The sequence below is a fragment of the Paraburkholderia sp. genome (genome assembly GCF_026225065.1).
Lineage (GTDB): Bacteria > Pseudomonadota > Gammaproteobacteria > Burkholderiales > Burkholderiaceae > Paraburkholderia.
Genome location: NZ_JAMFSB010000303.1, coordinates 21400 through 44871, shown reverse-complemented (window position 1 = coordinate 44871; position 23472 = coordinate 21400). Strand labels below are relative to the sequence as shown.

23 protein-coding genes are annotated in these 23472 nt (G+C 62.4%); 9 read left to right on the top strand and 14 right to left on the bottom strand.

What is annotated here, in order from left to right; translation table 11 throughout:
• Positions 1–2517: maltotransferase domain-containing protein (locus M0954_RS21930; RefSeq protein WP_297355463.1), on the bottom strand; the 2517-nt coding region annotated here is incomplete at its 3' end.
• Between the two features lie 445 nt (positions 2518–2962).
• Positions 2963–3625 (bottom strand): DUF1345 domain-containing protein, encoded by a 663-nt coding sequence (locus M0954_RS21925; RefSeq protein WP_122157644.1) that lies wholly within the window; start codon positions 3623–3625, stop codon positions 2963–2965.
• Between the two features lie 276 nt (positions 3626–3901).
• On the opposite strand from M0954_RS21925, the gene M0954_RS21920 reads away from it, so the two are divergent.
• The 4 genes from M0954_RS21920 (at position 3902) to M0954_RS21905 (ending at position 8523) form a co-directional block, all read left to right on the top strand.
• Positions 3902–4483, top strand: coding sequence for a sugar dehydrogenase complex small subunit (locus M0954_RS21920; RefSeq protein WP_122157645.1), 582 nt, complete (start codon positions 3902–3904; stop codon positions 4481–4483).
• Positions 4484–4571: 88 nt separating this feature from the next.
• Complete coding sequence (locus tag M0954_RS21915) at positions 4572–6173, top strand: GMC family oxidoreductase (RefSeq protein WP_297355461.1); 1602 nt, start codon at positions 4572–4574, stop codon at positions 6171–6173.
• Between the two features lie 19 nt (positions 6174–6192).
• Positions 6193–7620, top strand: a complete 1428-nt coding sequence (locus M0954_RS21910; RefSeq protein ID WP_122157647.1) for a c-type cytochrome — start codon at positions 6193–6195, stop codon at positions 7618–7620.
• Between the two features lie 165 nt (positions 7621–7785).
• Positions 7786–8523: a metallophosphoesterase gene (locus tag M0954_RS21905; RefSeq protein ID WP_122157648.1), complete on the top strand. Its 738-nt coding sequence runs from the start codon at positions 7786–7788 to the stop codon at positions 8521–8523.
• Between the two features lie 23 nt (positions 8524–8546).
• On the opposite strand, the gene M0954_RS21900 is transcribed toward M0954_RS21905, so the two are convergent.
• The 3 genes from M0954_RS21900 to M0954_RS21890 form a co-directional block, all read right to left on the bottom strand.
• The gene (locus M0954_RS21900; protein WP_297355458.1) at positions 8547–9248 is read right to left on the bottom strand and encodes an RES family NAD+ phosphorylase; all 702 of its coding nucleotides are present in this window, start codon (positions 9246–9248) and stop codon (positions 8547–8549) included.
• On the bottom strand, positions 9245–9607 hold the full coding sequence (locus M0954_RS21895) for an MbcA/ParS/Xre antitoxin family protein (protein WP_122159409.1): 363 nt from the start codon (positions 9605–9607) through the stop codon (positions 9245–9247). Before M0954_RS21895 ends, M0954_RS21900 begins: the two co-directional genes overlap by 4 nt.
• A gap of 868 nt (positions 9608–10475) precedes the next feature.
• Positions 10476–11330 carry a LysR substrate-binding domain-containing protein gene (locus M0954_RS21890; protein ID WP_122157651.1) on the bottom strand — a complete coding sequence of 285 codons (855 nt, stop codon included), beginning with the start codon at positions 11328–11330 and terminating at the stop codon, positions 10476–10478.
• Between the two features lie 98 nt (positions 11331–11428).
• On the opposite strand from M0954_RS21890, the gene M0954_RS21885 reads away from it, so the two are divergent.
• Positions 11429–11812, top strand: a complete 384-nt coding sequence (locus M0954_RS21885; protein ID WP_074266572.1) for a tautomerase family protein — start codon at positions 11429–11431, stop codon at positions 11810–11812.
• Between the two features lie 49 nt (positions 11813–11861).
• Here the strand turns inward: M0954_RS21885 and M0954_RS21880 are convergent, their stop codons facing one another.
• Entirely contained in the window at positions 11862–12572 is a 711-nt protein-coding gene (locus M0954_RS21880) for a phosphatase PAP2 family protein (protein WP_297355456.1), read from the bottom strand.
• A gap of 420 nt (positions 12573–12992) precedes the next feature.
• Between M0954_RS21880 and M0954_RS21875 the strand changes: the two genes are divergently transcribed.
• Entirely contained in the window at positions 12993–14183 is a 1191-nt protein-coding gene (locus tag M0954_RS21875) for a PHB depolymerase family esterase (protein ID WP_297355454.1), read from the top strand.
• Positions 14184–14315: 132 nt separating this feature from the next.
• Complete coding sequence (locus tag M0954_RS21870) at positions 14316–14492, top strand: DUF3563 family protein (protein WP_122157654.1); 177 nt, start codon at positions 14316–14318, stop codon at positions 14490–14492.
• An 81-nt stretch (positions 14493–14573) separates the two neighbouring features.
• Here the strand turns inward: M0954_RS21870 and M0954_RS21865 are convergent, their stop codons facing one another.
• The 6 genes from M0954_RS21865 to M0954_RS21840 form a co-directional block, all read right to left on the bottom strand.
• Positions 14574–16073 carry a deoxyribodipyrimidine photo-lyase gene (locus M0954_RS21865; protein ID WP_297355452.1) on the bottom strand — a complete coding sequence of 500 codons (1500 nt, stop codon included), beginning with the start codon at positions 16071–16073 and terminating at the stop codon, positions 14574–14576.
• Positions 16074–16109: 36 nt separating this feature from the next.
• On the bottom strand, positions 16110–16529 hold the full coding sequence (locus M0954_RS21860; protein ID WP_122157656.1) for an organic hydroperoxide resistance protein: 420 nt from the start codon (positions 16527–16529) through the stop codon (positions 16110–16112).
• A gap of 147 nt (positions 16530–16676) precedes the next feature.
• Entirely contained in the window at positions 16677–17129 is a 453-nt protein-coding gene (locus M0954_RS21855) for a MarR family winged helix-turn-helix transcriptional regulator (RefSeq protein WP_122157657.1), read from the bottom strand.
• A 129-nt stretch (positions 17130–17258) separates the two neighbouring features.
• The gene (locus tag M0954_RS21850) at positions 17259–18065 is read right to left on the bottom strand and encodes a BPSS1780 family membrane protein (protein ID WP_122157658.1); all 807 of its coding nucleotides are present in this window, start codon (positions 18063–18065) and stop codon (positions 17259–17261) included.
• Positions 18056–19051 carry a homoserine kinase gene (locus M0954_RS21845; protein ID WP_122157659.1) on the bottom strand — a complete coding sequence of 332 codons (996 nt, stop codon included), beginning with the start codon at positions 19049–19051 and terminating at the stop codon, positions 18056–18058. Before M0954_RS21845 ends, M0954_RS21850 begins: the two co-directional genes overlap by 10 nt.
• Before the next feature lie 178 nt (positions 19052–19229).
• Positions 19230–19625, bottom strand: a complete 396-nt coding sequence (locus M0954_RS21840) for a hypothetical protein (RefSeq protein ID WP_123386873.1) — start codon at positions 19623–19625, stop codon at positions 19230–19232.
• 199 nt (positions 19626–19824) lie between these two features.
• On the opposite strand from M0954_RS21840, the gene M0954_RS21835 reads away from it, so the two are divergent.
• Positions 19825–21351, top strand: coding sequence for an AMP nucleosidase (locus M0954_RS21835; RefSeq protein ID WP_122157661.1), 1527 nt, complete (start codon positions 19825–19827; stop codon positions 21349–21351).
• Between the two features lie 12 nt (positions 21352–21363).
• Here M0954_RS21835 and M0954_RS21830 read toward each other — a convergent pair whose 3' ends face one another.
• Together M0954_RS21830 and M0954_RS21825 are read right to left on the bottom strand one after the other, a co-directional pair.
• Positions 21364–21894 (bottom strand): chromate transporter, encoded by a 531-nt coding sequence (locus tag M0954_RS21830; protein WP_122157662.1) that lies wholly within the window; start codon positions 21892–21894, stop codon positions 21364–21366.
• Positions 21891–22460 carry a chromate transporter gene (locus M0954_RS21825; protein WP_297355450.1) on the bottom strand — a complete coding sequence of 190 codons (570 nt, stop codon included), beginning with the start codon at positions 22458–22460 and terminating at the stop codon, positions 21891–21893. The genes M0954_RS21830 and M0954_RS21825 overlap by 4 nt, the downstream gene beginning before the upstream one ends.
• A 98-nt stretch (positions 22461–22558) precedes the next feature.
• Between M0954_RS21825 and M0954_RS21820 the strand changes: the two genes are divergently transcribed.
• Entirely contained in the window at positions 22559–23467 is a 909-nt protein-coding gene (locus M0954_RS21820) for a transcriptional regulator GcvA (RefSeq protein ID WP_133893745.1), read from the top strand.
• Positions 23468–23472: the final 5 nt, after the last annotated feature.

The following is a 23472-nucleotide window of genomic DNA, read 5'->3' as shown; positions in this document are numbered from 1 at the left end:
GCCCGCTTCGATCCAGAACAGGATCACATCGCGCAATGCGAGCCACAGGTCGGGCTTGGCATCGTGCGAATAGAAATCCGGGTTGACGATGTCCTGGTACTTCTTCGGCGGATTCTCGGCATACCTCAATGTGCCGTCGGGGCGCCACGCGAACCAGGTGGGATGCTCCTTCAGCCACGGGTGATCCGGCGAGCACTGGATTGCGAAGTCGAGCGCGATCTCGAGACCCTGCTCGTGCGCGGCGGTGAGCATCTGCTTGAAATCGTCGAGTGTGCCCAGCTCCGGGTGGACCGCGCTGTGGCCGCCTTCCGCCCCGCCGATCGCGTAGGGGCTCCCAACGTCGCCCGCCTGGGCCGTTAGCGTGTTGTTGCGGCCTTTGCGGTTCGCGACGCCGATTGGATGGATCGGCGGGAAGTACAGCACGTCGAAACCCATGTCGCGGATGCGCGGCAGTTTCTTCGTGACATCCGCGAAGGTGCCGTGCCGCGTTTCGTCGTCGCTCATCGAACGCGGGAAGATCTCGTACCAGCTTGCAAAGCGCGCTGCAGTCCGTTCGGCATCGATGCGGTACGTGATCGGGTCGCGTGTCTGGAACGGGCGATGACGAGCCGCGGCCATCGCTTTGGCGGTGGTCGGGGCGAGCAGCAGGGCAAGCTTGGTGTCCGGGTCGGCCTTGGTGAAGACCTTGACGATATGTTCGAGCGGTTCGGTCACCGCGCCTTCCACCGTTTCCACTTCGGCCAGCACCAGCGCGAACAGATGGCCCGCTTCGGCGATCTCAAGCTCCACCGTCTGCCCGGCCTTCAGCTTCTTCTGCACGTGCTCGACCAGCGAGGCGAAGTCGTCGCGCCATGCAAGCACCGTGAATTCGTGGCGGCCCACCCGTTCGAGCGGGATGCGCGCATGCCACAGGTCATTGCCGGCCGGTGGCGCGGGGACCATCGGTGTTTCGTGCCAGGCGGTTTCGTCGGCGGCGCGCCACATCACGGCGGCGGCAATCTTGTCGTGCCCTTCCGCGAAGATCGCAGCCTTCACCTCGACCCGCTCGCCCACCGTGCGCTTGACGATGAAGCGGCCATTGTCGACCGACGGCGTCACGCTTTCGATTGCCACGCGCGGGGCAGCGATGGCTTCCTGTACCGATTTGCGACCACTGCGCTTGCTGCCCGCCTTGTCGATGGGCGGGGCAAGCCGCACGGGCTTTTCGGCTTGCGCGCTAAACAGGCGGCAGGCGCCGGGTCCGAGCGTAAAGGGGCTGAGGGTCGCGGGTTTGGTGTTCGCGGGGGCATTGAGCGGGACGAAGCGCGTGAAATTGCCGGGCACCCCGGCCAGGAAACGCGCGGGATCGACGCGCAACGGCGTGCCGAGGTCCGGGTTGATGACGATCAGGATCGCCTGCTGACTGTCACGCAGATCAAGGTGATCGCCGCGCAACAGCACGGCTGCGGGCGCGCTCGGACCGCTCAGGGCGCGCAGTTCGCCGACGCTCTGCAGGGGCTCGGACCCATGTAACACCTCGTTGATATGCTTGATGGGCCCGGACAGGTCGAAGCGCGCTGTCTTGCACTGCTCGGCGTACTGCGCAGCATTGGCACGTGTGTACGACATCGGCGTCGCGACGCCGTATTCGAAGCCCATCGGCAGCAGCCAGCCAGTGCCGGTCGATGCGGAGGTGAACAGCGCGCGGCGGTAGGCGCGCTCCAGCATCGCGGCGTCATGCACGTCGTCGAGATCGGCGGCGAGGCGAGTGCCATAGGGCGCTTCCGGAAACGCGATGGGTGCGCCGATGCGAATCAACGAGGCGTGCTCGTCGGTCATCCAGCTGGAGCGGAAGTCCCACCAGCGCACTGACGAAAACACGCTGTCGAAGCCTGCGTCATCGAGAGGCTGCAGATCGCCGCGTGCGAGACCCGGCGTGGCGGCAAGAAAGCGTATCTCCGGATACTGCGCCCGCACGGCTGCACCAAGCTGGCGCCAAAACGCAACCGGCACGCGGTGCGGCGAATCGAAACGAAAGCCGGCTACGCCCGCTTCGGCGAGCGCGCCCAGTTCGCGAGTCCACCAGTCGAGCAGCGCAGCGGTGCTGCCCTCGTTGCCGAAGTTCACATAGGCAACGTTGTCCTCGCGATGCGCGTGGCGCGGATCGAGCCGCGCCTCTTCCGATTCGAACGGATGAAACCAGTCGGGATGCTCGGAGAAGAGGGCGCTGTCTGCCGCGAAGCGATCGATCACGACGTCTGCCAGCACTTTCAGGCCGTGCTGGTCCGCCGCGGCGGTAAGGCCGCGCAGCGCTTCGGGCGCGTCTTGCTGCGCTCCGAAGACAGGGTGCAACTTACGGTGATCGCTGACAATCTGCGCGTGTCCCGCCCGTCCGGGCTGGAACAGCGCGCCGATCAGCACATGGTCGAAGCCTAGCGCGGCGGCGTGCGCAAATTGCGCTGGCCACGCGTCGAGCGGCCCGACGAGGAGAGAGTGGAGAAAATAGATCCGCGGCGCATACCTTTGTGAAGGTTCCATCGGTCGTTTCCAGATTCGTCCTGCCGCGATGTAGATGCATCGGGATGCGATTACACCGCTGTTTGGGGCTTCCAGAGCCGGAGACTGCACGCTGCGTGAATTCAACGTGCGTACTGGTCAATGTAGTGCAAAGATCGCTTGCCCGCCGGGCAGTATCGAACACTACGCACGCGCATGCGCCAGTCGCGCGGTTCTGGACCAGATAAATGTAAAGTCTGCAGCAAACGCTGTGCCAGCGGCGATAGCTGCCGCGAAAACGGAGGGAAGTGCGAGTACTCAGGGAGCGCATCGGCGCCGCAGATCGTCTGGCCCGCGGCTGGCGTGTAAATCGGGTGAGCGCCCAGCGGGTTTTACATGAAACGGATTTCGGGAACGGCATCGTCGACAATCTGCGATGCCGGTTGATCTGATTATGGGCGCATCCGGGTGCGCCAGTCTAGTTGCGTTACGAGCCGAGCAGCCCGGCCGCGATGTTGACGCACAGGCCTAGTACGGCCACGTTGAAGTAGAACGACAGGATCGATTGCGCCAGCGCGGCACGCCGGATCGTGCGCGATCGCAGAACCACATCCGAGGTTTGCGACGCCACCGCAATGGTGAACGAGAAGTACAGGAAGTCCCAGTAGTTCGGTTCGAGCTTGTCATCCGGGAACAGCAACGCGGTCTCGTGTGCGTCCGGCGTGTAGTAGAGGCGCGCGTAATGCAGCGTGAAAATGGTCGGGATCAGGAACCAGGCGCCGAACATGGTCAGGCCCGTGAGCAGGTAGTGCGCGAGCGTCGACGCGGTGCCGAGGTTTTTTGCGGACGCCAGTTCGAGGACGATGGCCGCGATGCTCGCCAGCGTCGCAAGACAGATGACGAACAGGACGACGCCGGCATTTTCGTCGTCGCGTTGCGCGAATTCGCGGACGTCGTGCTCATCTGCCTTGGCCATATGAAGCCAGATGAGAACAAGGTACAACCAGACCGTGAGGTCCCAGCCGGCCAGCACGCGCACCATCGGCCGCATGTGCGCGGGCACTGCCAGCGCGCCGACGATGCCGATTCCAAGCGCGACAACCATGCGTGGACGGTTGCGTAGAACCTGTGGGTAAAAATTCGTTGGCATGTGTGGTGTCAAGCAGGATTGAGCGTGGCCGATTCTACCTTGAGCTTCGGGCGCCAATTGTCGAATGCTCGCGAGGCAGCTATAGTCTGTCGCAGCGGCCTTGCGCCGGGCTTTCACTTTGTCATTTCTTTTCATATCGCAGCAGCTGCAACACGAGACCGCTTAAGCGGCGCAGACCAAGTTTGGGGCGGGCGACCGGAACAACTTGCAGGGCAGGCATGTCTTTACCTGCAATGTTGGCCGGTTGAAAATCGATTCATCATCTGTGGAGCCGCCATGACAGATGTTCACCAGAACGATAAAAATTATGCGCACCCAAGGGTGACGCATGTCCGTTCCGCCGGCCGCCGGACCTGGCTGCTCGGCGCATGCGCCGCGGCTGCTGCGCTGGCGTTCACGAGTACCGGACGCTTCGGGACGTCATTTGGCATTCCTTCCGCCTTTGCCGACGCGCCCGCAAGCGGCGGACTCGATGCTTTCCTTGCACTGTCCCAGCATTTAACCGCTCGAACCAGCTTTAACCCGGTCCTCGGCAAGCGTGTCTACGACGCGCTCGTACACGCGGACAACCAGTTCCCGCAGAACGTCGGCGCCCTCAATACGTGGCTGCAAGGCCATGGCGGCGTGCCGTCGGACACGGTCACGCAAGCGCTGCAGACCGATCAACCGGTGCTCGCGAAGACGGTGAGCGCCATCATGCGCGCGTGGTATCTCGGCCTCGTCGGCGAGATGCCGCATGTTCAGGTGGTGGCCTACGAAAGCGCATTGATGTTCGATCCGGTCAAGGACGTGTTGACGATTCCGTCCTATTGCCGCGACGTGCCGTTCTACTGGACGCAAAAGCCCTCCGGCGCTTGAAGCACGGCATGCCTCTCGAACGTGTCGTGGCTCGCGTCGTCTGCGACCGCGGCATGCACAAATAAGCAAGCAGCAACAGAGGGCAACAATGGCAAATTCCAATTACGCCGACGTCGTTGTAGTCGGCTCGGGCGTGGCGGGTGGTCTGGTCGCGCATCAGATGGCGCTGGCTGGCGCCTCGGTGATCGTGCTCGAAGCAGGACCGCGCATTCCGCGCTGGCAGATTGTCGAGAACTTCCGTAACTCGCCAGTCAAGGACGACTTTGCGACACCTTATCCTTCCACGCCGTACGCGCCGCATCCCGAGTACGCGCCGCCGAACAACTATCTGATCCAGAAAGGCGAGTATCCGTACAACTCGCAGTATGTGCGGCTGGTGGGCGGCACCACCTGGCACTGGGCGGCTGCCGCGTGGCGTTTGCTTCCTTCGGACTTCCAGTTGAAGAAGCTATATGGGGTGGGCCGCGACTGGCCTTATCCGTATGAAACGCTGGAGCCCTGGTACTCTGCCGCTGAACTGCAGCTCGGCGTATCGGGTCCAGACAGCAGGATCGATCTCGGCTCGCCCCGCTCGAAGCCGTATCCGATGAGCCAGTTGCCGTTGTCGTACATGGATCAGCGCTTTAGCGACGTCCTCAACGCGCAAGGCTTCAAGGTGGTGCCCGAGCCGGTGGCGCGCAACAGTCGGCCTTACGACGCTCGCCCCACTTGTTGCGGCAATAACAACTGCATGCCGATCTGCCCGATCGCCGCCATGTATAACGGTGTCGTGCATGCGGAGAAGGCTGAGCAAGCAGGGGCGAAGCTGATCGCGGAAGCCGTTGTGTATCGCGTCGAAGCGGACAACAGTGGACTCATTACCGCGGTCCACTACAAGGATCCGAACGGCAACAGCACGCGCGTGAGCGGCAAGCTGTTCGTGCTCGCGGCGAACGGCATCGAAACACCCAAACTGATGCTGATGTCGACTTCCGATAAATTTCCGCACGGTATCGGCAACAGTTCCGACCAGGTGGGCCGTAATCTGATGGACCATCCGGGTACGGGCGTGACCTTCCTCGCCAACGAGCCGCTGTGGCCGGGACGCGGGCCGATGGAAATGACCTCGGTGGTGAATTTCCGTGACGGTGCGTTCCGCTCCGACTACGCGGCGAAGAAGCTGCATCTATCGAACGGCGTGCCGACGATGTCCGTCACCGCCGGTCTGATCAAAAAAGGCTTGACCGGCGCCGAACTGGACCGCCAGATTCGCGACCGCGCGGCGCGTACGCTGAACATCAATAGCTTCCACGAACATCTGGCCGAGCCGCAGAACCGCATCATGCCCTCGGCGGATCAAAAGGATTCGCTTGGCATTCCGCAACCGGAGATCTACTACTCGATCAACGACTACGTGAAGAAGAGCGCGGCGAACACGCACGAACTGTATGCGCAGATCGCGGCGCTGTTCGGCGGCACCGAGGTCTCGTTCGACGACACCTTCGCGCCGAACAATCACATCATGGGCACCACGATCATGGGCAACGACGCAGCGGATTCCGTCGTCGATGCGGATTGCCGTACGCATGACCATTCGAATCTGTTCATCGCGAGCAGCGGTGTCATGCCCACGGCGGCCTCGGTGAACTGCACGCTGACGATTGCGGCCTTGTCGCTCAAGCTGGCCGACAAGCTCAAGCATGAAATCTGAACCGAGCCGGAGAGCCACAATGACGAACAAAACGTCTCGCGTGCAGCCGGCCGGTTTGCTCGCACAGGGCGTGCGCCGCCGCCGTATCCGGATGGCCACGCTTGCTGCTGCTTTCTCGCTGTTCGCGATGTATCTCGCATGGGACAACGCCTATGGTCCGCCGGTGCGCCGCGACGACGAATCGCCGATAAGCCAGGCGATGGCCGATGACTCGTCGTCAGTCGGGGACGCAGCGCCGAGCGGGACTGCAGCCTCCGATCTGGATCTGGTGAAGCGCGGCGAATACCTGGCGCGTGCCGGCGATTGCGTGGCCTGTCACACGGCCGATAAAAGCCGTCCGTTTGCCGGCGGTTTGCCGATTGCCACACCGTTCGGCACGATCTACACCCCGAACATCACACCGGACCCGGACACCGGTATTGGCCAGTGGACCGACGCCGATTTCCAGCGGGCGATGCATGAGGGCATCGGCAAAGGTGGCGAGCGCCTCTATCCGGCGTTCCCCTACGCCGAATACACGAAGGTCACCGGGCAGGACGTGCAGGCGATTCGCGCCTATCTGAACACGCTGCCGCCGATCCATTACGCGCCGCCGCGCAACGAAATGCGCTTTCCGTTCAACCAGCGCTGGCTGATGGTGTTCTGGAATCTGTTCAATTTCACCGAAGGGCGCTTTGTGCCCGATCCCAAGCAGAGCGCGGAATGGAATCGCGGTGCGTATCTGGTGGTGGGGCTCGCGCACTGTGAGGAGTGCCATACGCCGCGCAATATCCTGCAAGGGCTGAAGTCGACCGATCGCTTTTCCGGCGCGACCCAGGCCGGCTGGCACGCGTTCAATATCACGCCGGATAAAAATAGCGGCATCGGAAACTGGAGCGACGATGATCTGGTCAAATACCTGTCGACAGGTGTGGTGCCAGGCAGGGCGAACGCGGCGGGACCGATGGGACAGGTCGTCGAGGACAGCACGCAGTATCTGACGCCTGAGGATCTGACCTCCATCGTGACGTATCTGCGTTCGGTTGCACCGGTGAGCGGCGGCGAAACGCATCCGCGCGACCAACTGGGTACGCCCGCCAGCGACGTGACCGCGCTGCGTGGCACCGAGATTACCGGCGTGAACGGCGCGCAACTGTTTGTCGCCAACTGCGCGTCGTGCCACAACTGGACTGGGCAAGGCGCCGGCGCGAGCGCGCCTGGGGCGTATCCTTCGCTGATTCACAACTCGACGGCCGGCGCGAACGATCCGGCGAATCTGGCGATGGTGATCCTGCACGGCGTTAGCCGTACGACGAAGCAGTCCGATGTGCTGATGCCGGCATTCGGCGGCGAACTCACCGACGATCAGGTCGCGGCGATCACGAACTATGTGACGAAACAGTTTGGTAACCCGCAAGCCACGCTGTCGGTAGATCAGGTGGCAAAGCTGCGGGCGCAGCAACAATGACCGCTTAACGGCTGAAAAATGCGGTGCAATCCGGCATGCTTTTCCGGGTTGCATCGTTCAATCGGCAAAAAGCAAAGCGCGGCAGTGTGTGTCGTGCAGCAACCGTTTAGGAAAAGATAGAAAGCGCGCATACGCGCTTTGCGTTCGCGTTCTATTATGGTCCCCATGACTCCAGCAATCGTTCCTACCGTCGAGCATCACGACGTCAACCGCACCGGCCGCGACTTTGTCGTGGGCGATCTGCACGGTTGTGTCGATGCATTGCGCTATTTGTTGCGCGAGGTGGAGTTCGATCCGTCACGTGACCGGCTGTTTTCGGTTGGCGATCTGATCGATCGCGGCACCCAGTCCGAGGAGGCGCTGGCGCTGCTCGACAAGCCCTGGTTCTATGCCGTGCTCGGTAATCACGAAGACACACTGTGTGCCGTCGCCGACGGGCGCTTGCGCCGGCAGTGGTGGTACGGCATTGGCGGCACCTGGGCGGCGGAATTGTCGGATGAGAAACTGCGTCACTATGGGCAGCGTTTGTCGCGTTTGCCGCTGGCACGCGTGGTCGGCACCGGCCGCGAGCGGTTCAATGTGCTGCATGCGGAATTCTTCGGCACCGACGCCGATCTTGACCTCGCCGACTTTTCCGTCGACGAACGGCAGCAAATGCTGTGGGGGCGCCGGCTCGCGATGGGCAACGGCGACCCGAGCCGGCAGCGCAGTCTGTCGCTCACCTATTGTGGCCACACGCCGATGCGTGAAGTTCAGCAGATCGGCGCTCAGGTGTTCATCGACACCGGCGCGTTCGGGCCGGGCGGCAAGCTGACCCTGGTCGAGGCCCGCAAGATCGAGCGCTGGTCGGTGACCGTCGAGACGGCGCGCGTCGAAGGCGCCGCGGCACTCGCGTTGCCTTGAGCGAACCGCTTCAGCGGTCGCTCCTATCCCACCTGATTCAGTTCGAACACGATATCGACGGCGTTGCCGTTCCAGTTGTATTCAAGATAGGCGGCGTGATGACAGTCCCGCAACAGCGCGGTTCTGAACGCCGCGAGACATTCGCCGCCGGGATCGCGCACGGACGGATAGGCGATTCCCGGCGCCCCCGCCTCGCGTATTACTCGACCTAGCGATTGTCCGGCGCTGTAGTCGTGCGGCGACAAAACCGCGGGATCTAGCGACGCGTCGTTGCGCAGATCGGCCACCTCGCCACCCGCGATCACCGTGTATAGACGCATCTGCTGACGCGTCGGCGCCTCGGTTGTGGCCGCGAGGAACTTACCGGTGTGATAGCGCGTCTCCGCGATCGCAGTAGCGCGTGAACGGGCGCAGTAGAACACGCCGTAGTTGCCGTCCGAAAAGCGGCTGCCAAGCGGGTTCAGATGCGTGAACGCGGCCATGATGGGCCCATAGCCTGGACCGAAGCGTCGTTCCTCGCGCGGCACCAGATCGAGCTCGCCGACTTCGGTGCGTAAGCGGTCGTTGGTCATCGCCTCGAGCGCATAAAGCGCGTCGAAGTCTTCGGGAGAGGCGACCCGGTCGTACAGATTCACTGCGGGAAAGCGCGTTGGAATGACGCGATACGCGGGCGACCAGTCGAGCGGCGCGACGCGCCAGCGGTCCTGCCAATACAGTTCTGTCACGCCCAGCCGCCTCGCATCGCATCGAGATATTGGCGCACGGCGACGAGGTCGCTGATATTGCCGGCGAGCATCCGGTCGAGCGCGCGGCGGCCGCCGAACGGCGCCGCGCTGTTGGGGCGCTTGATCCACCCATCGGCTGCGGCGGGTTGCGGCAACAGGATCTGCAGCGCTTTGTAAATGCCGAGCAGCAGCGAAAGCCGCTCGACGGTGTCTCGCCCCACCCGTGCTGTTTGCGGCTCGGCCTTCCATTTGAAGAACGTCGAGCGTCCGGGCGAGCCGAGCAGGATGATCTGTTCCTCCGTGCTCAGATCCCAGTCGCGCGCGATCTTGAAGAAGGCGCGCAGGCCTGCCGCCGACATTTCGGTCAGCGAGGGTTCCGTGACGGGCCGGCGTAGCGGCGGATCGTCAGGGGTGAGACGGGCGGCGTGAGGCATGTGGTCTGGTCCTGATCTGTACTTTGTATCAATATTAGTCCAGATGTGGATTATTGCAAGGATAATTGGGTATAATCGCGTCGCCAACAAGCGAACGAGATGACGAGGAGTAGCGGGTGATGTGGGTGCGAGCAGTGGCGGTAGCGGTGGTGGCAGTGGCCTGTTGTGCAGTGACGGCGCAGGCGGCCCAGTATTCGGAGGTGTGGAATCCGCCTGAGGCTGCGCATCCGGTGAAGCGGGTCAAGGGGCGTAACGCTGAACCTGTGGCGGCCAGGAAGGTTGCGGCTAAGGGCGCGGCGGGCGGTAGGGGGAAGAGGGCTGTGCCTCTGAAAAAGGTGGCGTCGGTTCATGCGGCTCGTGGAGCCAAGACGCCCCTCGCGCGTCAAACGACGCCCCACGTGAAGGTCGCTGCTGCAGGTGTATCTGGTAAGTCTGCACGCGCCGGGACTGTAAAGATGGCTGGCGCCAGGAGCGCATCGAACAAGCCAGTCAAGACGGCTCGTTCCGGTAGCGGGCATGTGCAGATGGCGGCGGTGCATCCCAAGGCGACGCACCTCAAGCAGCAGAAAATTGCTGCAAAACCAGCTTCTCCACAACCGGCGTCCACAATGGCGAGCGTTGCGTCGAGACCGGCGCCTGCGCAGCCGGTTACCACGATGGCTGATACGACGGCGAGGCCTGTAGCCCAGAGCAGCAATCTACCGCCGATCCTGCACTGAGCTCGTGTGGTTGGAGTGGGTTTGCTTTTTGGCGCCTGAGTCGGCGTTGGTGGCTAGCACTTTTACTTAGCGTTCTAAACCCCGCTTCCCAACCCACCCGCCAACAACCTCAGTGTCTCCGCCGAGCGCGTGTCCCGCAGCCGTGAATGCAGCGTGACGCGTGATTCCGGCAACGGCGGCAAGCCAAGCCTCGCGCCGACGTCGATCAATCCCCGCGGCGCCACCCGTCGCGCCAGCGGCGCCACAGCCAGGCAGGCCGCTGCCGCTGCACCGACGGCAGCCACCCCGCCGCCAACAAACGCCTCGCGCCACGCGATGCCCGCCTCATCCAGCGAATGAATTGCCACAGCGCGCACATTGCACGGCGCGGTGAGCAGCGCCAGCGGCAGCGGCTCGCCGACCCGCAACAGCCACTCCGGCGCCGCAAGCCAGCCCAGCGGTTCACTGAACAGCACCGTCGCGTCGTCGCGCGGCGCATCCTCTGGTTCGTAGCGGACGATCACGGCGTCGAGCCGTCGTTCGTCAAACTGCGCGAGCAGCGCCGCCGACATGCCCAGATGCAGTTCGATTACCAGCCCCGGATCGTAGCTGTTGAGCTTTGCCAGCAAGTCCGGCAAGTCTCTGCCGGCGACATGCTCGCTCAAGCCTAACGCCAGCCTGCGCCGTTCCACCGACAACGAACCGAGCGCCCGTTCATGTGCATTCAGCAGATCGCGCGCGGCCACGAGAAATGCGTGGCCATCCGCGGACAGCCGCACCACGCGTGGCGTGCGTTCCACCAACTGCTTGCCTAGATGGGCTTCCAGCCGCTTGAGCTTCAGGCTCACGGCGGATTGCGTGGTATCGAGCGCATCCGCCGCGCGGGTGAAGCTGTGCAGATCTGCGACCAGAACGAACGCGCGGACCGCATCGAGATCGAGTACTTTCATTTCAATTGGAAATATATGAAATAGCGGATGATGTCTGTCAATTATGATTGATGCGGCCTAAGCTGTGTACTCAATCTTCATCGAAAGGAGTTTTCATCATGCCGTTCACCCGAATTGCAGTCCGCGCCGGCAAGCCGGCGGCCTACCGGAAGGCCCTTACACAAGGCATTCAGCGTTCGTTGATTGAGGTGTTCAATGTGCCGGAGGACGACATGTTCATGGTCGTCACCGAGCACGATGAGGACAACTTCTTTTATGGCAAGCACTACCTGGACATCAACCGTAGCGACGATCTCGTGCTGATCCAGATCACCGCGAACAATACGCGCACGGTCGAGCTGAAAAAGGCGTTGTACAAGCGGATTGCCGAGCTTCTGGCGGAGAGTCCGGGCGTGAGGCCGGAAGACGTGTTTGTGAATCTCGTCGACGTGCCGAAGGAAAACTGGTCGTTCGGTAACGGGATTGGGCAGTACGCGACCTAGGATCTAACCGTTTGGCGGCCCTGCCTGGACGGGCAGCGCTGCCGCGCGGTCATACGTTGCCGTTGTTCAAAATAACCGGCGGCGCCAACGTGTTTTGAGTCTGCGACAGCGGCGCGGCACTCGGAGAGTCGTAGCGACCCGCCTTCCAGCGCGCACGAATGAACGGCCGATCGTGGCCGGAGACTTTCAGGGCGATGTGCGTGACCCAGCGCTGTGTCGGCACATGGACGCCGTGCAGCCCGACCGTCAGCATCATGAGGCTGACAGCGACGGGCACCGCGGACAACCTGCCCGGTTCTGCATCCCACGACCAGCGCACGAACAGCAGCGCGGTCACCGCGCCGACGATACAGCCCGTGATTGCCTCAGAGGGCGAGTGCGCACTCAGCACCACACGTGACATCCCCACCGCGATGCCCGCGGCCAGCCCGAACAACACGCCCACAAGCCGAAACTTGGACCGCGCGGGCAGCAGCATCAGGAACAGAGCGACCGGATATACGGCGGTGGACAGCATGGCGTGACCGCTTAGGCCGGTGAAATCCAGTTCGCGCACGCCGACGCCCCAGCCGAGAAAAGCCAGTTTGGTGACGGTCACCACGCCGATTGCCATGCCCAGCAGCAACAGCCAGCCCGCCGCCATGCGCCACGAGTAGCCGAGCGCCAGCCACAGTGCGATCGCAATGGCGAGCGGCAGCGTCAGGGCGGGACCGCCGAGGCCGGTGATCAAATACCAAAGGTGATAGGACAAGTCAGGCATGGAAAGAAACGCGGCAAGCGCCGCGTAGAATCAGGACCGTGGTTATTTAACGCGCCAGCCTTCGGTCTGGCCGACAAGGATCAAGACAGGGTTTACGTGTTCAATCTATCTGACTGTCAGTATAGACGGGAGTGCCCGACGGAGTTTGTAGGGCGGCCGTGTGGCGCGGTTTTTGGCGGGAAGCGCCGACATGCCGGTTAGTCCCGCTAACGTATGAAACCCTGGGCAAAAAGTCTTGGCAATGCGCCGTACCACGGCGGACAGCTAGGCACTGCGTGACTGCGAGCCCGAAAATCGGGATGCTCCAGGCGTTCGGCGCAGCATCGGAATCGGTGTTATTGTGCATTGCACAACGACCTGCGGTTCGAACCTGAGGTTCTGTAGAACAGTATCGGTCCCTTTTTGCGAGGTCACCATCCGATGGCAAAAAGTCTGACGAAAATCTGGCTCGGCGGTCTGAAGCGTCTGATGTCGATTCAGGCCAAACATGCGCGCGACGTCAAGCGCACCGCCGCGCGGCCGGCCCGGCCGACGGGCAAAGTGTCCGCCAAGCTCAAACCGGTCAAACCGGCGCCCACACTGCGTACGCCCGCCAAACGCGAGACGCCCCGGCCGGGCGCGCGCGAATCGCGTGTGCGACCGCGGGCGGCCGCGTGGGCGAGCGGATCGTGGACACGCTCGTTCCATTCGGCGCCGGCTGCGCCGGGGCGTCTGGTCAATCATCTGCAATATGGCTTGTATATGCCGCCTGGAACGGCGTCCGCGCCGCTGCCGCTCGTCGTGATGCTGCACGGCTGCAAGCAGTCCATTGACGAATTCGCCGAGGGTACTCGCATGAACCTGCTCGCCGACCGGTTCGGCTTTGCGGTGGTGTACCCCGAGCAGTCCAAGCATGTTCACGCGCATCTTTGCTGGCACTGGTACGACGCCAGCGACACTGCCGGCGGCGCCGAGGCGCGCGCCGTGGTGTCGTTGGTCGACGCAATGGTCGCTGAACATGGCTTCGACGGCGAGCGCGTCTATGTGGCGGGGTTGTCGGCGGGAGCAGGGTTGACGGCCTTGCTCGCGACGCACTATCCCGAACGGTTTGCCGCGGTTGCGATGCATTCTGGACCGGCGTTCGGCGAGGCCCGCTCCGGGATCGCAGCAATGGACGTCATGCGGCGCGGCACGCGGCACGACCCGATCGTGCTGATCGACGAAGCTGTCGATGCGCGGGGTTTTCCCGGTATGCCGGCCGTCATCATTCATGGCGATGCGGATCACGTGGTCGCGCCGGCCAATGCAGATCAGTTGACAGCCCAATTTCTGCGCCTGAACGGGTTGGTGGATGCCGAGGGCAAGCTCATAGCGGGCGAAGAGCGAGAGGAGCGCAAAGCGGGCGTCGTGACGCGCGACTACATCCGGGGCGGACGGCGCGTGGTGCGTATGTGCCGCGTTCAGGCTCTGGGTCACGCCTGGAGCGGCGGCGACGACGCAGTGCCGTTCCATTCGTCCAAAGGACCCGATGCGAGCGCGCTGATCTGGGAGTTTTTCAAATATCAGCGACGCGCGGCGGCGACTCAGGAGATCGAGGGTATTTCTGTGCGAGTCGCGTCAGGCGGGGCTTAGCGGGGAAAGGGCCGAGACCGGACAGCAGTAGAGCAACACCTCAGAAAAGATATCTTGGCATAACCTAGGGTTTTCCCTATAATGGGGGTTATTCACTAGGCACTAACCCTAGATCACTGTCCGAGGTTCACCATGTATCTCTTGACCCGCTTGTTCCTGTTCCTGACGAAATCCGCTGACCAGATGGCCAAAGAGCGTAGCGACGCTTATCTGGCTGAAGCTACGGACCTGTATGACCTCGAGTTTCGTATGCGTAAGCTCGACCGTGAAGCGGCAACGCGTCACCCGGCGTGGATGGGCCAGCACTAAGCAGTGCTGTAGATAGCCTGACCGGTGTTGCTGTGGTTTGAGCATGTGAGTGCTTACTATTGGGCGAATAGCTCGAGCGAGTCACTTGCCGAATCGAGCCAAGGTCCGTTCACGCGCTTCGGCGTGGTCGATGATCGGCGCCGGGTAGTCTTTTCCAAGCGTCACTCCGAAGTCCGCCAGACGATCCACGCCAGCCAGCCAAGGCGCGTGAATCCACTTCGGCGGCACGTTCGACAATTGCGGAAGGTAGCGCTTGATAAAGCGTCCTTCCGGATCGAATTTCTCCGATTGGGTCACCGGGTTGAAAATCCGAAAGTAGGGTTGCGCATCGCAGCCCGTTGACGCCGCCCATTGCCAGCCGCCGTTATTGGCCGAAAAATCGAAGTCGTTCAACTGCTCGGCGAAATAGCGTTCGCCGAGGCGCCAGTCAATTCCCAGATCCTTCACCAAAAAACTCGCCGTCACCATGCGCAGCCGGTTGTGCATGTAGCCCGTCTGGTTCAACTGCAGCATGGCTGCGTCGACCAGGGGGTAACCGGTGCGCGCATCGCACCACGCCGCAAACGCGGCGTCGGCGTGTGGGCCGGTTTCCCAGCGCAGCTTGTCGTACTCGGCTTTGAATGCCGACCCGCTCGCCAGCTTCGGGTGATACGACAGGATCATGAAATAGAAATCCCGCCAGATTAGCTCCGAGAGCCAGGTTGCCGCGCCTTGTCCGTCCGGCTGCAGCGAGAGCTCGTGTGCGAGCCGTGCCAGTGTGCGGATCGACACAGTACCGAAACGCAGATGCATCGAGAGATAACTTGGGCCCTTTACGGCCGGGAAATCGCGACGCTCGCCGTAACCTGCGATCCGGGTGAGGAAATCGTCGAGCAGATGCCCGGCGCCGCTCATGCCGGTAGGCAACTTCAGTTCGGCGAGGTTGCTGGGCGCGAAGCCCAGTTGTTTGAGCGTGGGCAGACCGCGATCCAGCTCGGCCGGCGGAGCGGCCAGATTCGCTAAATACGTCTCGACCGGATACGGCTTGAGATCGAAAGCGTTGAGTTGCTTCAACCACGCATTCTTGTACGGCGTGAACACCGTGAACGACTTGCCCTGTCCCGTAAGAATCTCGTCGCGTTCGAAGATCACCTGATCCTTGAACGTGATCAGCTCGCGACCCTGTTCGGCCAACTGTTCGCGTACGGCTTCGTCACGCTCGATCGCGGCGGGTTCGTAATCATGGTTCGTGAAGACCGCTTCGACCGCGAGTTGCGCCGCCAGCGCGGGAATCGCATGGCGCGCATCCTCATGCAATACGATCAGGCCGCCGCCATTCTGGCGCAGCGCGTGATCGAGTTCCTCCAGCGCGGCGAGAATGAATTCGACGCGCCGGTCCTCGGGTAGATGATCTGGCCGACGGCTACGCCATGTCTCGACGATCGGCTGCAGGATCGTCGTGTCGAATACGAACACGCACCAGACCCGCCGGCAATGCTTCAGCGCGTAGTAAAGCGCGGCCTGGTCCGTGCTGCGAAGATCGCGGCGAAACCACACGAGGCCAGTGTCGAATTCGGTATTCAGGCGTCGGACGCGCGTCATGAGTATCGATTGATGGAATGGGCGCGCCGTCTCAGGTCAGGCAACCTGCAAACGCACATCAACATTATTGCGCGTGGCGTTCGAGTATGGGCAGACCTGATGTGCTGCGTCCACCAGTTCGCGTGCCGCTTGAGCATCGAGACCCGGCAGGGAGACGCGCAGTTCGATGTCCAGTGCAAAGCCGCCATTTTCGTTCGGACCCACGCCGACATCTGCCGTGACCGTTGTATCAGCGGGCAATGCCTGCTTGCGCTGGCCGGCGACAAACTTCATCGCGCTTAGAAAGCATGCCGAGTAGCCGGCGGCGAAGAGTTGCTCCGGATTCGTGCCGACCGTGCCGTTGCCGCCCAGTTCACGCGGCGCGGCCAGCTTGACGTCCAGAACCTGATCCGACGATACCGCGCGGCCATCGCGTCCACCCGTGCTGGTTGCCGTTGCTTTGTAAAGTACGCTCATCTCGCTGCTCCTTGGTTTGGGTCGGAAGATTGCCGTGCTTCGCGCTGACCATCGTCGAGCCGGCATGCTACAAAGATAGCTCACTAATCGTTAGCGTGCAAATGAAATTGCAAATGGCAATGATAGTTGTCGTGCGGGTCGTGCGAGTTAGTGGTCGAGATAGTCGTTGAGCGTGCCACGCAACTGTGTCAGGTCGTCGCGCAACTGGATGAGGAATTCTGGGGACTGTTGTGTAGCGCAGAAAATATCCGCCGGCACGTCTCGCGCCATGCGTTTGAGCGCCGCGCCCTGCTTGGAGAGCCGGATATAAACCAGCCGCTCGTCTTCGATGCCGCGCGTCCGCTCGAGATAACCCTGCGCTTCGAGCCGTTTCAACAGCGGCGTGACGGTGGCGGAATCGAGATTCAACCGCGCCGCGATGTCCTTCACGGTCACATCGTCGCTTTCCCAGAGCACCAGCATGGCGAGGTACTGCGGATAGGTCAGCCCGAGCTTTTCGAGCAACGGCTTATACGCCTTCGTCATCGCGAGCGAGGTTGAATAGAGCGCGAAGCAGAGTTGCTCGTCGAGCGTAAGTGGGAGGGCGGGGCGTTGGGTCATGATGTGGCTCAGTCAAAAGGAAGCGCACGAATGGATTGTGCGCAAACCAATTGTGACGTAATTCCGCCGCACACGCAGCACCGGACCGGCTAAGGACGACAACCTGGCGCGGCGCATAAAGATAAAACTTCAGCTAGCCGGCGTAGTAGGCAGATCAGGCGTGTCGGACGTTTGGACCCCAAAACATCCGCGATAGGTTGCGTAGAAGGAGCAGTAGAGCATCGTCGTGACGATGATCGTGGCTGGCATCAACGCGGCGACCGCGAAGTCTCCCGCGCCGAGAGCCTGCATGAGTGCTGTCAGTCCAAACGATACGGTCGTGGCCACCGCAAACCACAGCGCGCCAAACACGATAAACGCGCCGCGGTTGCGCCAGCAACTGACGATGCTGAAAAACATCGCCTTGACGGGTGACACGTCGTGCCACGCGGCGAGGATCGGCGCGAACCAGAACAGCATTGCCACCGGAATATAGAAGACCAGTGCTGCAAGGAAGCCCATCGTGATGTTGCTGTTGACAATCGTTTCCGGGTCCATCGTCGTGGTGCCCAGCATGACCTTCAGCAGCATGCCGTCATCGGCGAGCGCCGAGCCGGCCAGCACGAGTGCCATCGCGACGAGGTACAGCACCCCAAGCAGAAGCAGGCGCTTTGCGACGACCGAGCCGTACGAACGAAATCCGTCTATCAGAATGGTGGGAAATACCGGCTTGCCCGCGATGGTGTCGCGGCAGGCGGCCATAAAGCCGACCGCGACGCCTGGAATGAACGCGAGCGGCAGCACGCCGCCGACGTAAGGAATCTGCGCGACCAGCGTCATCACCAGCAGATACGCGAAGAACAAGGTCAGGAAGGCGAGCGGGTTCTTGCGAAACAGCCAGATACCTTGCCGAAACCATACATAGCCGGTCTTCGCGGGAACTTCAATTAGTTGCATGAGGTATGGATGCCTGGAAGTGCAACGCCGGAAAGGCGTTCGCGCAGAATGCGCTCGAAATGGCCCGGGTCGTGCGGCTTGAGCAGTTCGGCCGCACGCGGCATATGAAAATCATACAGGCGCGAGACCCAGAAGCGGTAGGCCCCGGCGCGCAGCATGTCACCCCAGTGGCGGTTCTCTTCGGGGGTAAACGGCCGCACCGTCTGATAGGCGCGCAGCATTGCCTCGACGCGCGCGTCGTCCAGCCTGCCGGTCGTCAGGTCGATGCACCAGTCGTTGACGGTTACCGCCACGTCGAACAGCCATTTGTCGCAGCCGGCAAAATAAAAATCGAAGAAGCCGCCCAGGCGGACGGTATGCCCGCTGGCCGGCGCCGCGTGGGCGAACAGCACGTTGTCGCGGAACAGATCGCAGTGGCACGGACCTTCGGGCAGTGCGGCGTAGTCCGGTGAGGCGAAAAACCCCTGCTGGTGTGCCAGCTCTTCGCTGAGCAACGCACGCTGCTCGACGGTGAGGAACGGTAGCACGCTGGGCACGGTTTCCTGCCACCACGAGAGGCTGCGCAGGTTCGGCTGATGACGCGGGTAGTCGCGCCCGGCGAGGTGCATGCGCGCCAGCATCTGACCGACCTCGATGCAGTGCTCGACGCCTGGCGCCAGTTCCGGTCCACCCTCAAGCTTGGTCACGATGGCGGCTGGCTTGCCGTGCAGCGTGCCGAACAGGGCACCGTCTTCGCGCGGCATCGGGTCCGGTACCGGCACCTTGTGTGCCGCCAGATGCTGCATCAGGTCGAGGTAGAACGGCAGTTGCCCGGCCGTCAGCTTTTCGAAAATCGTGAGGACGTATTCGCCGCGCGTCGTCGTCAGAAAGAAGTTGCTGTTTTCAATACCCGAGGAAATGCCACGAAACTCGACGACTTCGCCGAGATCGTAATGTTGCATCCATTCAGCCAGTTGGGGTTCGGTGACAGCAGTGAAGACAGCCATGCGGGAAACGTCGGATCAGGTGGTCGGGCTGGCGCGGTGCGGCCAGTGCGGCAAGATATGGGTAATCACGGCAAGCGGGACAAACCGGTTGAAGGCCCGGGCGCCGGGCCGCGGGCGATTCACTGCATGCGAGCGGAGCCACCCGCGCTCCGCTGCTGGGTCGCACTCAAACGATCGATTAGTAGCTCAGGCTCATGGACGGCAGACGCGTGCTCGGATGGCCGCTGTTGTTTGCGCTAGGCGACGTGTCGAGCGGTGCACCCATGTGATAGCTCGTGCCGAAGTTCGAATGCACGTCGATTTCGACCGGCTTGCCCTTGTCGCGATATTCGGTAATTTCAGTGCCGTTCGGGCTCTTTTCGTAGAAACTCGGCAGGCGCGGCTGGTTGATTTCGACCTTCGAGCTGACCTCAGCGGCCGGACGGTTGATCGCGGCCAGGTCAGGCAGCCCGGCCTGTTCATTGGCGGACAAGGGCGGGCTGGCGGGCGGCGGTGCGTCTGCGGACTGGGCAGCCATCGCGGTGTTGCCGATGGCGAGCGCCAAAGCAACGGCGACGGGAAGGAGCGGCTTCATGGTCATTCTCCAATAAGGTGCCCCGATTCTAGCAAATCCAGCCTTGCCCACACGGAGCGTCAGGCTTATTTTGCGCCGCTTTCGCGCTTCATGTGCGCGGCATGCGCTCAAACGTGCAGACGCTAGCTGGTCCGTCCCCGGATGACCAAACGGTCAGGTTTCCGTGGTAATGTGGATTCATCACTCGAGGCGAACGAAGATGAACAACAACACCAATCAGCGCGCGGTGCAGACACCCGCCAATGACTTCCCGACCGAGGCCTTCGACGACGCAGCGGATGCCGTGACCCACCTGTCCGCCATCTACGAAGCGAACACCTCATTCCTGCGCGACGCATTCGCGCGTTACCGGCGTAATGAACTGTTCGAACGCCGGGTGCGCGCGTGTTACCCGTTTGTCAGGGTGTCGACCGATGTCAACACGCATATCGATTCGCGCCGTTCCTATGGTTTCGTGGCCGGCCCGGGTGTGTTCGAAACCACCGTGACGCGGCCGGACCTGTTCGGCAACTATTATCGGGAGCAGCTACGCCTGCTGGCGAAAAACCATCACGTGCAGATCGAAGTGGGTGTGTCGGATCAGCCCATTCCGGTTCATTTCGCCTTTGCGGAAGGGATCCACCTGGAAGGTGATCTCGATCGTGAGCGGTTGCTCGGCATCCGCGACGTCTTCGATACCCCGGATCTGCGGTTTCTGGACGATCGCATTGTCAACGGCACCTACGAGCCGGGACCCGGCGAGCCGCACCCGCTTGCGCTGTTCACGGCCGCGCGGGTCGATTTCTCGCTGCACCGGCTCAAGCACTACACGGCGACCTCGCCCACGCACTGCCAGAACTACGTGCTCTACACGAACTACCAGTTCTACATCGACGAGTTCGTCAAACTCGGCCGCACGATGATGGGACATACGGACGACGAAGAACTGCGCGCATATCGCAGCGAGTACACGTCGTTCGTCGAGCCGGGCGACGTGATCACCTACAACGAGAATCTCGGCGAGCAGGCCGTCGAAGGCACGGCGCCGCCGCGTCTCCCGCAGATGCCGGCATACCATCTGAAGCGCGCCGACGGCAGCGGCATCACGATGATCAACATTGGCGTGGGTCCGTCGAACGCGAAGACAATCACCGATCACATCGCCGTACTGCGCCCGCACGCGTGGGTCATGCTTGGCCACTGCGCTGGCTTGCGCAACACGCAGCGTCTGGGCGACTACGTGCTGGCGCACGGCTACGTTCGTGAAGACCACGTGCTCGACGATGACCTGCCGCTGTGGGTGCCGATTCCTGCGCTCGCAGAAGTGCAGGTGGCGCTGGAGCGAGCGGTTGCGCAGGTGACGCAGCTCGACGGCGTCGAACTGAAGCGCGTGATGCGCACCGGCACGGTGGCGAGCGTCGACAACCGCAACTGGGAGTTGCGCGATCACCGCGAGCCGGTGCAACGTCTCTCGCAAAGTCGGGCGATTGCGCTGGATATGGAAAGCGCGACGATTGCCGCGAATGGCTTCCGGTTCCGCGTGCCTTACGGCACCTTACTTTGCGTCTCGGACAAGCCCTTGCACGGCGAACTGAAGCTGCCGGGCATGGCGGACCAGTTCTATCGGGCGCAGGTGGATCAACATCTGCAGATCGGCGTCAAGGCGATGGAACTGTTGCGCATGAACGGTCTGCATCGCCTGCATAGCCGCAAGCTGCGCAGCTTTGCTGAGGTGGCGTTCCAGTAACAGTAACCTGCTCTAGAACTGGCCGAGGCCGGTCAGCCCGATCAGGCTGCCGGCGGCCAGCAGCCACAACGGATGGATGCGCGTCTTGATCGCTAGCACGGCGCATACGGCGGTAATTGCCCACGCAATCAATGTCGTATCGGACGCATGCGCGATCAGCGCTGCACTCGCTGCCACTAGCCCAGCCGTCACCGGCACCAGCCCAGCTTGCGCATAGCGCCGCCACGGGCGGTCCTTGAAGCGCTCCCAAGCCTTGAGCGCGAGGATCGTCACAATCGAAGACGGACCGAACTTCGCCACCGAAGTCACCAGCATTCCCGCCCATCCGGCCACATGCCATCCCACCAGCGTCACGACCATCAGGTTCGGGCCGGGCGCGGCCTGCGCGAGCGCGAAGAGCGCGCTGAACTCGCTGGCCGGCATCCAGTGATGCACGTCTACCACCTGGCGCTGCATCTCCGGCAGGATCGTATTGCCGCCGCCGAAGGCAAGCAGCGACAACTGACTGAAAATGATGGCGAGTGAAATCAGGGTGCCGCTCATCGTGCAGCCCTCGATGCGAGATAGATACTCAGCGGCGTAAGCACCAGCATGGTGGGCAGCAGCGGGAAACGCAGCAGCGCGATCGCCACGAAACCTAGCGCGGCAATAGCGATCGCGGCCGGTTTGCGCCATAGCGGCAGCAGGATCTTCACCGCCATCGCGATCAGCAGCCCGGCAGCCGCGGCCGCGAGTCCAGCGAACAGATGACGGATGTGCGGATCGTTCTGCGTGTGCTCGTACAACACACCGAGGCCGATCACGACCAGCGACGGCCCTGCAATCAACCCAAGCAGACCCGCCAGCGCGCCCGGCAGACCACGAAAGCGCATGCCGATCGCCACCGAAAGGTTGATCACGTTGCCGCCCGGCAGGAACTGGCACAGGCCGAGCAGATCGGTAAAGTCCGAGGCGCTGAGCCAGCGGCGTCGCTCGACGATCGCGCGCCGGGCTAGTGGCAGCGCGCCGCCGAAAGAGATCAGTCCGAGACCGAGGAAGCCGCCAAAGATCTCGCCGACGGTGGGCGGCGACGCGGTGCCGGCGTCGGCAGAAGTGAGGTTTTGATTCATGGTGTGCGCCGAGTTGTCCATGCTGCGGAGGTTAACTCCGATTCAGCTTTGGGCAAAACGATTTTTCGGGCGGCTCCTTGTGATCTAGAATCACAAGCATGGCTCGCAATCTTCCCCCCTTTCCGGCGTTACGCGCCTTTGAAGCCGCGGCGCGGTATGACAGTTTCACTGCTGCTGCGAACGAACTTCATGTGACTCACGGTGCAATTAGCCGGCAGGTCGCCGCCTTCGAGGCGTGGGTTGGCGTGCAGGTATTTCATCGTGTCGGCAAGCGTGTGCGGCTCACCGACGACGGCCGCCGCTACCTGGCAACCGTCCAGGCCGCGTTTGACAGCATCGCCCTCGCGACCAATCAGCTACGCGACAGCGGCGTGGTGCATGTGCTGCGCATCAACGCGTTGCCAACTTTCGCCATGAAATGGCTGCTGCCGAGGCTCAACCAGTTTCAGCGCAAGGCGCCCAACGTGGAGTTGCGGTTGTCGACGTCGAGCGTGCCGTTCGAAATGCTCGAAGGTTATGACGTGGCGGTCAGGCGCGGTCCCGAACATTGGCCGAACTGTGTGAGCGGACACTTCCTTGGAGAGAGCGAGCTGCCGGTGTGCAGCCCCGCGCTATTGCAACGCTCGCCGATCAAGGTGGCTGATGATCTCGCGCGTCATGTGCTGCTGCATTCCGATACACGACCCGATGCATGGCGCAACTGGCTGACGGCGGCAGGCGTGAAAGCGAAGTGTCGCAAGAAGCAGTCGTTCGATCACTTCTATCTGGCGTTGCAAGCGGCTGTGGATGGACTGGGCGTCGCGCTTGGGCCGCTGCCGATGCTGGCGGATGAACTGGCTTCGGGCCGCCTAGTGATGCCGCTCGACGCGCCGCGCACCGACGCGCGCGGCTATTGGTGGGTGGCGCGCCGCGAAGTCGCGCACGCGCCGGTCGTCGAGCAATTTTGCCGCTGGCTGCAGGAGCAGGGTGATCAGGCGGACGAAGTTGGGGATGCTTCGTCCGCCTGATCAGC